Source organism: Micromonospora sp. CPCC 206171 (genome assembly GCF_036906755.1).
GTDB classification, from domain to species: domain Bacteria; phylum Actinomycetota; class Actinomycetes; order Mycobacteriales; family Micromonosporaceae; genus Micromonospora; species Micromonospora purpureochromogenes.
The window spans coordinates 39,475-51,363 of record NZ_JBAKHT010000037.1 but is presented as its reverse complement, the minus strand read 5'-3'; the positions used below and the strand labels follow the sequence as shown (position 1 = coordinate 51,363).

9 protein-coding genes are annotated in these 11,889 nt (G+C 74.0%); 4 read left to right on the top strand and 5 right to left on the bottom strand.

The features are described from left to right. The first annotated feature begins 339 nt into the window (after positions 1–339). On the top strand, positions 340–966 hold the full coding sequence (locus V6U89_RS27735; RefSeq protein ID WP_442933995.1) for an NADPH-dependent F420 reductase: 627 nt from the start codon (positions 340–342) through the stop codon (positions 964–966). 62 nt (positions 967–1,028) lie between these two features. On the opposite strand, the gene V6U89_RS27730 is transcribed toward V6U89_RS27735, so the two are convergent. Together V6U89_RS27730 and V6U89_RS27725 are read right to left on the bottom strand one after the other, a co-directional pair. Continuing rightward, entirely contained in the window at positions 1,029–2,837 is a 1,809-nt protein-coding gene (locus V6U89_RS27730) for a VanW family protein (protein WP_334575416.1), read from the bottom strand. A gap of 278 nt (positions 2,838–3,115) precedes the next feature. After that, positions 3,116–3,730: a hypothetical protein gene (locus V6U89_RS27725; protein ID WP_334575412.1), complete on the bottom strand. Its 615-nt coding sequence runs from the start codon at positions 3,728–3,730 to the stop codon at positions 3,116–3,118. 104 nt (positions 3,731–3,834) lie between these two features. Here V6U89_RS27725 and nudC point away from each other — a divergent pair, with 104 nt between their 5' ends. Continuing rightward, complete coding sequence (gene nudC, locus V6U89_RS27720; RefSeq protein ID WP_334575408.1) at positions 3,835–4,758, top strand: NAD(+) diphosphatase; 924 nt, start codon at positions 3,835–3,837, stop codon at positions 4,756–4,758. A 6-nt stretch (positions 4,759–4,764) separates the two neighbouring features. Here nudC and V6U89_RS27715 read toward each other — a convergent pair whose 3' ends face one another. Beyond that, complete coding sequence (locus V6U89_RS27715) at positions 4,765–7,299, bottom strand: fibronectin type III domain-containing protein (RefSeq protein WP_334575404.1); 2,535 nt, start codon at positions 7,297–7,299, stop codon at positions 4,765–4,767. Continuing rightward, the gene (locus V6U89_RS27710) at positions 7,296–8,558 is read right to left on the bottom strand and encodes a polysaccharide biosynthesis protein (RefSeq protein WP_334575402.1); all 1,263 of its coding nucleotides are present in this window, start codon (positions 8,556–8,558) and stop codon (positions 7,296–7,298) included. Before V6U89_RS27710 ends, V6U89_RS27715 begins: the two co-directional genes overlap by 4 nt. 119 nt (positions 8,559–8,677) lie before the next feature. Between V6U89_RS27710 and V6U89_RS27705 the strand changes: the two genes are divergently transcribed. Both V6U89_RS27705 and V6U89_RS27700 read left to right on the top strand, forming a co-directional pair. Next, positions 8,678–10,225, top strand: a complete 1,548-nt coding sequence (locus tag V6U89_RS27705; RefSeq protein WP_334575397.1) for a hypothetical protein — start codon at positions 8,678–8,680, stop codon at positions 10,223–10,225. A 107-nt stretch (positions 10,226–10,332) separates the two neighbouring features. After that, the gene (locus V6U89_RS27700) at positions 10,333–10,530 is read left to right on the top strand and encodes a hypothetical protein (protein ID WP_334575393.1); all 198 of its coding nucleotides are present in this window, start codon (positions 10,333–10,335) and stop codon (positions 10,528–10,530) included. Here V6U89_RS27700 and V6U89_RS27695 read toward each other — a convergent pair. Next, entirely contained in the window at positions 10,515–11,720 is a 1,206-nt protein-coding gene (locus V6U89_RS27695; protein WP_334575388.1) for a glycosyltransferase family 4 protein, read from the bottom strand. The genes V6U89_RS27700 and V6U89_RS27695 overlap by 16 nt on opposite strands. Positions 11,721–11,889: the final 169 nt, after the last annotated feature.

Here is an 11,889-nt window from a genome sequence, read left to right as displayed (position 1 = left end):
GCCCTCCAGCGCCGATGGTACTGCACTCGGGAGGGTGTGGGAGAGTAGGACACCGCCGGACAACCATTCGATCAGGGCCACCCCTTTCAAGGGGTGGCCCTGATTGGTATATCCACCCCCGGAAATCAACCTGCCCCTCGTTCGGCGAATCGCCCGGGTGACCCACGTCTTCTCGGTACCGTCGGTGCGGGACCCGCGCCGCCGCGTGGTCCCCCGCCGTAATGGCGGGAAACGTGACGTGGAGTACGCCTCGTCCGCAATCGGTGCGGACCGGTCGGGGTACCTGTTTCACCGTACGACCGGAACTGACCGTCGGGACCGGCGGAGGCAGGAGTGGTCATGAAGATCGGAATCATCGGCTCGGGGCACATCGGTGGCACCCTCACCCGGCGGCTGCGCGCCCTCGACCACGACGTGACGGTCGCCAACTCGCGGGGGCCGCAGACCCTCACCGACCTGGCGCAGGAGACCGGCGCCACCGCGGGCACGCTGGAGCAGGCCGTGCAGGACGCCGAGCTGGTGATCGTGGCGATCCCGCTGCTGGCCGTCCCCGAGCTCGCCCCGGAGCTGTTCGACGGCAAGGTGGTCGTCGACGCCGACAACTACTACCCGCAGCGCGACGGCGACATCCCCGAACTACTGGACCGCAGCCTCAGCTCCAGCCGGTGGACCGCCGAGCACCTCAAGGGCGCCCGGGTGGTGAAGGCCTTCAACAACATTCAGGCCCAGCACCTGATGGACAACGGCCGCCCGGCCGGCGCCGGCGACCGGATCGGCCTGCCGGTGGCCGGCGACGACGCCGACGCCAAGCAGCTCGTGATGCAGCTGGTCGACTCGCTCGGCTTCGACCCGGTCGACGCCGGCACCCTCGACGAGAGCTGGCGCCAGCAGCCCGACACCCCCGTCTACGGCACGGACCGCGATGCCGACGGCGTACGGCAGGGACTGGCCGAGGCGCGGCCCTGAGCGGGCGTACGACAGAAAAGCCCCGCCGGCGACCAGCCGGCGGGGCTTCGTCGTGCCCGGGGTCAGGACGGCTCGGGGCCGCAGATGAAACGGGGCTCGGCGTCGTAGGTCCAGCTGAACTTCTCCCGCTTGACGACCTTGCCGTCCTTCTTGATGACCCGGAAGGCGTCCTGGCTGAACCCCGCGCTCCCCGCAGCGGCGATGCAGGTCGGACCGGGCTCCAGGTGGACCGTCTTCGGCGCGGTGATGTTGCGGCGCGGGCCGTACTCGGTCTTGACGCTGTCGTAGATCTTCGTGCTCCAGATCGACACGGTGATCGTGCTCGACGTGTACGAGGTGTCGATCAGAACGCCGTGCGGGGTGTTGTTGCGGAACTTGAAGTCCAGGTCCGGCCAGAAGATGGTCGACTCGATCACCGCCGGGTAGCGGCTGAAGTAGAACGAGTGCGGCTTGTGCTCCACGTCCTTTAGGCCCGCGTAGTAGGTGGCGTTGAACAGCGTCGTGGTGAACTGCGAGACGCCGCCACCCACGCCGGGCACCAGCTTGCCGTTGACGATCACCGGGGCGTCCTTGTAGCCCTGGTCGTACCCGCGCTCGCCGGTGTGGCCGTTGAGGGAGAACGTCTCACCCGGCTTCACCACCGTGCCGTCGACGTCCTTGGCCGCCTGGACGATGTTCTGGCTGCGCGGCGAGGAGAGACCACCGGGGAACCGGGTGGTGAAGGTGGAGACACGCTCTTTGATGCCCAGCGCGCCGAGCTTCGCCTCGGTCAGCTCCGGCTCGGCCGGCTTGAGCTGGCCGCTGACCGTCCGCCCGTCCGCCTTGGGCAGGACGGCGAGCAGGTCGCGCCCGAGGGCGGCCGAGTCGAGCTGCTGGCCGGCGCGGCCGGGCACCATCTTCGGCTTGCCGCCGGAGATCGTCATCGTGGCGTCCTTCGGCGGCGACTCGATCGACGCCAGCTTGTCGCCGAGGGCGGCGCGCAGCCGCTTCACGTCCACCCGGGGGGTCAGCTTGCCGGCCTCGTCGGTGGAGAAGCGCAGGCCGCGCGCGATCGCCGCCGGCGGGATGGTCACGGTGCCCTTGTCGGTGGTGAGCGTGACCGGCTTGGCGACCGCCGGTCGGGCCAGCTCCTCGACCAGCCGGTCCACCTCCTCGGCGGTGGTCGCCGGGGCCTTCTCCACCAGCGGCACGGTCACCTGGTCGCCGGCGAGCCAGCCCGCTTTGACGACCTGGGCCGAGTGTTCCCGGTCCACCGACAGGGCCGGCTTCGGGTACACCGGCTTCGGGGTGGTGCCGGTGAAGATGATCGCGGGCATGGTCATCTCGCGACCCTGCTTGCCCACGACCCCGCGCAGCGCCGCGTCCAGCCGGTCGGCGTCGACCGTGACCACCGGGTCGACCGTGCGGGAACCGAGCAGCCGGCTCACCGGGTGCGCGTCGGCCTCGGCGGCCGCCGCCACCGTGGCCTCCACGTCGATGGCCAGGCCCACGTCGGCCGGCCTGATCTCCGCCTTCTGCTCCCCCACCAGCACGGTCAGCGGGGCGTTCAGGGTGGCTGCCCGGCGCTCCAACTCGGCGCGCAGCTCCCGAGCCGCCTCGTCCCGGCTCCGGCCGCCGAGCTCGGCGCCGAGCACGGTCGTACCCCGGGGCACGTCCCCGGCGTACGCGTAGGCACCGGCACCGCCCACCCCGGCCAGCACCACGGCGGCCAGGCCGCCGGCGAGCAGCAGCCGGCCCCGGCGCGACCGTGACCAGCCCGAGCCGGGCCTGCCGGTCGGCTCCGGCTCGTCGCCCGGCCAGGTCACCGCGGTGACCTGCACCGTGGGCCGGTCGTCGGAGACACGTTTGTCGCCGTACAGGGTCACAGCCACCTCTATCGGGACGTACCACTTGGGGGGTTGCGGGCCCCCGGAGAGACACCTACGGTAGCCAACTCTCGGCCGGACGACATCGTGCGGGCCGGTCAATATCGTCACCGCGTGTCGACCCCGCTCGCCCGGGCTGCCGCCGCGGTGGCACGGGTGTCCCCGGGAACGCCGGCGAGAGGGCCGGCCCCGGCCGGGTCGGCCCTCTCCGGGGATCTCCTGGTCCTTTACGTAATGAGCCTTGCCCTACAAACCGACCGATTGCGAAGATCTGTCGGATCCCGTTACCGGCAGCGCCACACGACAGCCTGGATCGTGTCCGTCGCATCGTCCGACTGTCCGGCGACAGTGCGCCCGTCGTCGCTCAACGTGGTCGCGATGTTGGACACGGCGGTCGGCTGTCCGCCGGCCAGAGCCGGCAGCACCACGGGCTCGGCGTCGGCGATGAGCACCGCGCGGCCCTGCTTGTCCGTGCCGACCTGCCAGCCCTGCGCGTTCACCTCGTCCGGAATCCCCTGCAACTCCCCGAAAACGCGTACCTCCCCGGTGCGGACGTTCCACCGGACCGCCCGCGCGCTGTTCGCCCGCTCGGCCTTCGTGCCCTTCTTACCCCCGCGGGTGAACCGGCCGGCCACCCCCGTCGCCCAGCCGTTCCGGATGCTGGAGACCCGGGCGGCCGCGGTCTGCACACCGTCGATGCGTGGCATCGGAAGCTCGCGGTGGGTGCCGTCCGGGAACCAGACGTACGGCCGCTCATCGTTGCTGGTGCCGACCGTTGTGCCGTCCTCGTCGATGTCGCGGGCCGTGGCCAGCGACGTGCCGGCGGGCACCGGCAGCCGGACCGGCTTCGCGGTCGCCGACGGCCAGACCAGCGCAGCGCGGCCGGTGTCGTCGCCCACGATGGATGCGCAGGCGCGGCTGTCAGCCCCTCGCGCCGAGTCGGACCAGCGGCAACCTGCAGCCGGCCCCCGCTCACCCGGCCCTCCCGCCGCCGTGGCACGGTGTGCGGGTGGCGGATCGGGTGCTGGCGTACGGCGGCGGGTGGCTGGACCGGGCGGGAGCGCTGCGCGGCAACCGGGATTGGGTCTCCGCCCGGCTGACCGATCCCGGGGCCGTGCTGCTGCCGCTCTGGCGGGACCACTGCCTCGTCGCCGCCGACCAGACGCCGGTCCGGCTGAGCCCGGCCGACGCCCCCGAGGTGCTCGTCGCCGCCGACGAGACCGTCTTCCTGGGGCTGGACGGCGAGGCTCCGGTGTTCGCCGTGGACCTTTCCGGGCGTACCGCGCCCGAGGCGGCCCAGCTGGCCGGCGCGGCCGCCACCGCGGACGTGCGCGCCCTGGTCGCCTGGCTCGACCCGGCCCAGGCGGCGGTGCAGGCGTACGCGCGCGGGCTGCTGCACTGGCACCGGCAGCAGCGGTACTGCGGCAGCTGCGGCTCGGCCACGGTGGCACGCGACGGCGGGCACGTGCGGGCCTGCTCGGGACCGCGCTGCGGGCGGCTGCTCTTCCCGCGGATCGAACCGGCGATCATCGTGCTGGTCGAGGCGCCCGGGTCGCCCGACCGTTGTCTCCTGGCCCGGCACGCCGGCGCTCCGGAGGGGTCGTACTCGACGCTGGCCGGGTTCGTCGAGGTGGGCGAGAGCCTGGAGGACGCGGTCCGCCGGGAGATGGCCGAGGAGGCCGGGGTGAGCCTCTCCGCGCTGTCGTACCAGGGCTCGCAGGCCTGGCCGTTCCCGGCCGGGCTGATGGTCGGGTTCCGGGCCACCGCCGCCTCCGAGGAGGTCCGGGTGGACGGCGAGGAGCTGCTGGAGGCGCGCTGGTTCACCCGGGACGAGCTGCGCCGCCGGGCGGCCGAGGGACGGCCGTTGGGCCGGCCCGACTCGATCGACCACCACCTGCTCGGCAGCTGGCTCGCCGCCGGCGACTGAGCCGGATCACCGGACCTCCACCGACACCGGGTCGCTGGTCTTCCCGTCGGTCTTCCCGTCGGTCGCGGCCACCCGGAACTCGTAGCGGTGGCCCCGGATCAGCAGCGCTGCGGTGTGCCGGGTGTCGTGCACCGGGTACGGATCGGTCCGCCAGGTCTCGCCGGCGGTGGCGTCACGCAGCTGCACCCGGTAGGCCAGGCCCGGGCCCGCCGACACCCAGCTCAGCCGCACCTCGCCGTTCCCGCCGGCCGTTCCGGTGAGCCCGGTCGGCGTGGGGAGCCGCGGAGTGGCCCGGACGGGTTCGCTGAGCGGGCCGGGGCCGCCCTGGTTGGCGGCGGCCACCGCGAACTCGTATTCGTGGCCGTTGCGCAAACCCGCGACTGTGGTGCGGGTGCCCTGGGTGGGAATCGCCTCCTCCGTGAAGTCGCGCTCCCCGACGGTCAGGTCCCGCCGGTAGACCCGGTGCCAGCCGCCCGACACGGACGAGCGCCAGGACAGCTTGACGCTCCCCGGCCCGGCCTCGGCGCGCACGTCGCGCGGGGCGGCGTCCGGCGGAGCGTAGCGGGCCAGGATGCGAACGGGGTCGGCCTGAGGGCTCTCGCCACCGCTGTTCACCGCGCTGACCGTGAACTCGTACTCGCGGCCGTGCTCCAGGTGACGGGCGACGTGGCTGGCCTCGGACTCCAGCGCCGGCGGCGCGTACGCCTGCTCCCAGCTGACGTCGCGTCGGTGGACCCGGTAGGAGACCCCGCGGCCGAGTGTCCGCCAGGTCAGCCGGACGCTCCCGTCCGGTCGCGCCATGGCAGTGAGGCCGGTCGGGGCGGCCGGGGGTGTGACGACCGCGGTCGCGCGGACCGGCGGGGAGGGCGGACTGTCGCCGCCGCCGCCGACCGCGACCACGGTGAACTCGTACGTCCTGGCGTGCTGGAGGAACTCGACCGTGGTGTGGGTACCGGTGAACGTGCCGATCGACGTTCGTTCCCCGGTGGTCAGGTCACGCTGCCGGACCCGGAAGAGCTGGACGAAGGGCATCGGGTTCCAGGTGAGGGTGACGTCCCCGGAGCGTCCGGGTTGGGCGCGCAGGCCGGTCGGCGGGGGCGGGGGCGGCACGCTGGCGGTCATCCGGCCGGTCGGCGAGGGCGCGCTCTCGCCACGCCGGCCGACCGTGGTGACCCGGAACTCGTAGTCGTGCCGGTCGACCAGGAAGTCGGCGGAGAAGCGGGGCTCAGCGGTCGGCTCGCCGATCCGGACGAAGTGGGTATGGCCGGCGGTGACATCCCGGCGGTGCACCTGGTAGTGCAGTTCACTGTCCGTGCGTACGGCGGGCCAGGTCAGCTCAGCGGTGCCGGCGCCGCCCGGTCGGGCGGTGAGGGTCGTGGGCGCGGGGGGCACGTCCGCGCGGTCGGGGCGGGGGCGCGGCCAGTCGACCTCGACGAATCGTGGGCGGTAGACACCGGCGTCGGCGTAGGTGACCGCGTCATCGACGTCGTTGACGTTGTAGGAGACGAGGAGCTTGCCGGGGCGGGCCAGTTCGGGATGCAGGTCGGCGTCGTAGACGAGGTGACCGGCGGCGGTCTCCGGGGCGCGGTACAGGTAGTCGGGGCCGTCGAACGGGCCGGTCGGCGTGGCGGCCGAGTAGGCCACCAGGTCGGCGCTGAACACCAGGTTGTTCTCGTGGGTGACCAGCACGTACCGCCCGTCGACCCGCTGCACGCCGTAGGCCGTGCCGACGCCGCTGAGCACCCGGGCGGAGGCGCGGCCGTCGGTGGACCAACCACCGCCGGTCCAGAACTCCCACGGGCCGCCGAGGTCGTCCCCGCGTACGCGGGCCAGGTGGGCGAACTTGGACTGGCCGGCCGCCTCGGTGCCGTACACGTAGGTGTGGCCGTCGTCGCGCAGCAGGCTGGACCCCCAGGAGATCCGGGCGTCCAGGGGCAGGGGTCGGACCCCGGTGGGGGTGAGCGCGGGCAGGGCGAAGGTGGCCAGCGAGGTACCGAGCAGGGTGTGGTCGAGCGGGCCGGCACCGGTGCGCCGGTAGCGGTTGGCCAGCACCTGGAGGGTGTCGCCGACGACCTGCGCGTCACCGATCCAGTGGAACTCCCCGGGTGACGGCGCCGGGATCAGGGCGCGCGGCTCGTCGGGGGTGCCGCCGTGCAGGGTCTCGTCCAGTCCGTCGGCGTGCTGCACGACCGCCGAGTTGTTGACGAATGGCGCGGTGCGCGGGCGCGAGCCGTCCGGGTTGACCGGGCCGAGGAACGTGTCGGAGAAGAGCCAGAGCAGCCGGCCGTCGGGCAGCCGTACCGAGGTCGTGCGGTCGGCGCCGGTCCACCGGCCGGAGGTGTCGCCGTAGCTGTCGAAGAGGGCGGTCAGCCGGTCGGCGGAGAGGCCGCTGCCGGCAACCGGACGCGGTGCGCCGGTGGGCGTCGCCGCCAGCAGGCAGATCACGTACAGGACGAGCAGCCAGCGGGATGACCGGCGGGCACCGGCCGTCCCTCGGCCCGTGTCGGCCACCGCCACCAGAAACCCCCGTCTACTGGTCAACCACCTCGCAGGGTGTCATGACCCACGGACGTCACGGTAGGGGCCGGACGGGTCGAAGTGGACGTGCTGTCCGGTTCGCGGCGGATCGTCATCGCCCCGGTGACCACCGTGGTGAGCGCCGCTGTGGCCAGGGCGGCGCCCGCGATCCCGGCGACGGAGTGCGGCACGACGGTGGCGACCGCGCCGACGAACGCGACGGTGGCGGCCCAGATCGGCGCGGAGGGCCACCGCGTGGACGCCGCCACCCGAGCATTGATCAGGACGAAGACCAGCGCGTACAGGGCGCCGGTGGCGGCGAAGAGGGGCGCGTACCGGCCGTAGGCGGTGTATTCGGCGCCGCCGGCCAGGCCGAAGGCGAGGCCGCCGGCGACCGCGGTGGCGAGCACCAATGTTGCGCCCGCCGCGCCGACCAGCGCCAGCGCGGCGAGCAGCGTACGGCGGTCGCCCTTGGCCAGCCGGGGCAGGGCGATCACGGTCACCACCTGCGGCGCCCACAGCGCCCCCTTGGTGAGTACGGTGCCGACGGCGTAAACGCCGGAGGCGTCCGGCGGGAGGTACCGGCGGGCCAGCAGGAGGTCCGCGTACGAGACGACCAGCATGGCGAGGGTGGCGCCGCTGGCGGTGAGCACCGTACGGGAGTCCAGCGTCGGGGAGACCGGGTCGATGCCGGCCCCCCGGTTGAGGCGGACCAGCAGGGCCAGCACCAGCAGTGAGGTGACCGCGCCGGCCAGCAGGGCGCCGGTCAGCCCGCCGCCGAGGGCCAGCCCGGCGATCATGCCGCCGTACCGGCCGGCGGCGAGCAGCGCCATCCCGACGGCCAGGCGCAGGAAGCGCTGGTCGCCCTGGAGTTCCCCGAGCCAGCGGCCGGCCGCCACCACGGCGACGGTGAGCACGCCCAGCAGCAGCACCGCCGGGCCGGTCAGCCGGAGCGCGACGGCGGAGACCGGGAGGACCACGGCCAGCAGTGCGGCGGTGACAAATACGGTGACCAGGGTGGGGCGCGTGGTGGCGGCCCGCCCGTGCCGCGCGCGGTGCACGGCCACGGCGATCTGCAGGCCGGTGCTGGCGACGCCGCCGATCGCGCCGAGCGCCAGCAGGGTGGCCAGCGCGCTCAGCCCGGCCGGGTCGAGGTGGCGGGCACCGAGGACGGGCACCACGTACGCCAGGCCGTTGACGAAGACGCCGGCCAGGGTGACGGCGACCCCGGCCCTGCCGAGCCCGGCCGCGCGGCCCTGTTCGTCGTCCGACCCTGTCACCATGTCCGCCCCGTGTCGCCGGCTCCGCCGGGCCTGCCCGGGCGCGCGTACAGTGTCGCCACGCCGGCGCGCCCTTTTGCCGGGTCAGCCTAGTGAGGAGGTCAACCCTGCGGGAGAGGTCGATGCTCGTCGCGACCGGGTTGGCCGTCACCGTGGCGGTGCTGGCCCCGTTGGCGGCGCCCGGTCTGGTGCTGAGCTACGACATGGTGTTCGTGCCGGACCAGCCGTGGCGGGCCGAGCTGGTCGCCCCGGGTGAGTCGCTGCCCCGGGCGGTGCCGCTGGACGCGCTGATCTCGCTGGCCAGCCAGGTGGCGCCGGGCTGGCTGCTGCAACGGGTGGCGCTCGCCGCGATCCTGCTGACGGCCGCGATCGGGGCCGGCCGGCTGGTGCCCGCGCGGCACCCGGCCACCCGGGCGGTGGCCGCGGTCGGCTACACCTGGACGCCGTACCTGGCCGAGCGGCTGCTGATCGGGCACTGGGGGCTGCTGTTGGCGTACGGTGCGCTGCCCTGGCTGGTCGCCGCCGCGGTCGCCGTACCCGAACAGCGGCCGAAGGCGCTGCGCCGGCTGGTGCTGGCGGCCCTGCCGGCGGTGGTGACCCCGACCGGCGGCGTGGTCGCCCTGGTCACCGTCGCCGTGCTGGTCGCCCGGCGCGGGGCGGCCCGGCTGGCCGCCCTGGCCGTGGGCGCGGTGCTGCTGCTGAACCTGCCCTGGCTGCTGGTGACCGCGTTGACGCGAGCGGACGCGCGGTCGGACCCGGACGGGGTGGCGGCCTTCTCCGCCCGGGCGGAGAACTGGAGCGGGGTGCTGGGCGCGTTGGCCGGCACCGGGGGGATCTGGAACGCGCAGACCACCCCGGTGAGCCGGTCCTCCCCGCTGGCCCCGGTCGCCACGGTGCTGCTGCTGGCGTTGGCGGTGCTCGGCTTCCGGACCCTGCGGCGGCGCTGGCCGGCGGGGGTGGCGACGCGGCTGGCGGTGCTGGCCGCCGGCGGATTCCTCGCCGCGCTGCTCGGCGTGCTGCCCGGGCTCGCCACGCTGCTGGGCTGGGCGGTCGCCACGGTGCCGGGGGCGGGGCTGCTCCGGGACGGGCAGAAGTTCCTCGTGCCGTACGCGTTGCTGCTGGTCCTGGCCGGCGCGCTCGGCGCGGAGCGGCTGGCCGCCATGGTGACCACCCGGGGTGCGGTGGCTGGTGGCCGGGCGCTGCTCGGCGCGGCGTTGCTGCTGCCGGTGGTGGTCATGCCGGACCTGGCGTTCGGCGCGGCGGGCCGGTTGCGGCCGGTGCAGTACCCGGCGGACTGGGACGCCGTCGCCCGGCGCTTGGACGGGCAGCCGGGGGAGGTCCTGTCGCTGCCGTTCGGTGCCTACCGGGCCTACCCGTGGAACGGCGGGCGGACGGTGCTCGACCCGCTGCCCCGCTACGTGGACGCCGACGTGCTGGTCGACGACACGCTCTGGGTGGGTACGACCGAGGTGAGCGGCGAGAACCAGCGTGCCGCGGAGGTGGGGCGGGTGCTCGGGGCGGGCGGCCCGGTCACCGCGACCGGGGTGCGCTGGGTGGTGGTGCAGCGGACCGCCAGGGGTCGGCCGGTCGACCCGGCGGCCCTGACCGGGCTGCGCGAGGTGTACGCGGGACCGGAGCTGAGCCTCTACGAGAATCCCGCCGCCCGCTGACCCGGCCGCCGTACGGGCCCTCATTGATCGGCCTCGCGGCCCTCCCGGCGCTGACTACTTGGTGGTAACGTCCCGCGCACGCAGCTCAGGAGGAGGAAGAAAGCGCCATGCGCAGTGCTCTCTCGTTGGTTCTGGTCGCGGTCGCCGCGATCGCTCTGGGTGCCTTCGGCACCGTGGCGCTGGCCACCACACTGACCGGCACGACGGCGTCCGAGGCGGCGGAGGCCGAGCAGGCCGCCCGTACCGAGTCGGGCGGCAGCGGCGACGGTGGTGCCAACCTGCCGCTGATCTACGGCAACAAGTAGGACTGCTCCATCTGCTTCACCGGCGCTCCCGCCGGCACGTTCGCGGCCCTCGTCACGAGGGCCGCGAACTTTTCGCCCGAGACCGGCCAGGTGAACCGGGCCGCGTGGGCGCGGGCCGCCTCCCCCATCGTGCTGCGGTAGGCGTCGTCGGTCAGCAGCAGCCGTACCTTCGCCACGAAGTCGTCGACGTCGTCGGCGAGCAGGCCGGTCTCGCCGTCGACCACCGCCTCCTCGACCCCGCCCGCGCCCCGGAACGCCACCGTCGGGGTGCCGACCGCGCCGGCCTCGACGATGGTCAGCCCCCAGCCCTCCTTGAGCGACGGGGTCAGCGCCACCCAGGCGGCGGCGAGCAGTTCCCGCTTCTCGGTGTCGGTGACGAAGCCGGTGAACCGGACCCGGTCGCTGACCCCGAGGTCGGCGGCGAGCTGGCGCAGCTGCGGCTCCCACCAGCCCTGACCGGCCACGGTCAGGTGCAGTCCGGGCAGTTCGTCGCCGAGCTGCGCGAGGGCCTGCAGTGCGACCTCGACCTGCTTGTGCGGGACCAGCCGGCCGAGCGCCACCAGGGAGGGCTGCGGTGAGCGGGTCACCGGCCCGACCGTCATGTCGGGCGTGCCGTTGTGCACGATGGCGACCCGGGCCGGGTCGATGCCGAGGCCGGCCAGCTCGTCGCGGGTGGCGGCGGAGACCGTGACGTACTGGCAGCGGCGGTAGACGCGCGGGGCGAGCCAGGACTCGACCCACCAGCCGAAGCTGGCGAGCCAGCGGCCGAGCACCACCGGCCACTGCTCCCGGTGCACGTGGTGCACCAGCGCGATCACCGGGCGGCGGGCGTAGAGGGCGGAGAGGAAGGGCAGGCCGTTGCCGACGTCGACGATCAGGTCGGGCCGGCCGCCCTGCCGGCGGCTCAGCGGGCCGAAGCCGAGGGCGCCGGCCAGGTAGACCAGGGCGGCGCGCAGGTAGACCGTATGCCGGCCGCCGCGGCGCAGTACCCGTACGCCGTCGGCGGTGGTCTCCTCGGCGGGGCCCGCCGTGTGGGTGGCGCAGAGCAGGGTCGCCCGGTGACCGCGCCGGACGAGTTCCCCGGCGATCCGTTCGACGTAGACCTCCGATCCGCCGCCCTCCGGATTCCGGGTGTCTCTCCAGTTGAGGAACAGTACGTGCCGGGTGGTGGCGGCAGCCGGTGCTTCCAACGCTCACTCCTACTGCCGAGTAATCTTCACAGTCGCGTCACACTATGGGCTGCGTCACGAAAGCCGCAATGCCCGATCGGAGACGAGATGCTGCAGTCGCCGGGCCGCCCGGGGCCGGCCGAGAGGCCGGACACCACGCCGAGAATGGTGTGGCGCCTTCGCTTGGTCG

Bases quoted from the DNA above. Each gene is read 5' to 3' on its own strand.
- V6U89_RS27735 (WP_442933995.1), top strand. From the start codon at position 340: ATGAAGATCGGAATCATCGGCTCGGGGCACATCGGTGGCACCCTCACC.
- V6U89_RS27710 (WP_334575402.1), bottom strand. From the start codon at position 8,558: ATGGTGACAGGGTCGGACGACGAACAGGGCCGCGCGGCCGGGCTCGGC.
- V6U89_RS27705 (WP_334575397.1), top strand. From the start codon at position 8,678: ATGCTCGTCGCGACCGGGTTGGCCGTCACCGTGGCGGTGCTGGCCCCG.
- V6U89_RS27700 (WP_334575393.1), top strand. From the start codon at position 10,333: ATGCGCAGTGCTCTCTCGTTGGTTCTGGTCGCGGTCGCCGCGATCGCT.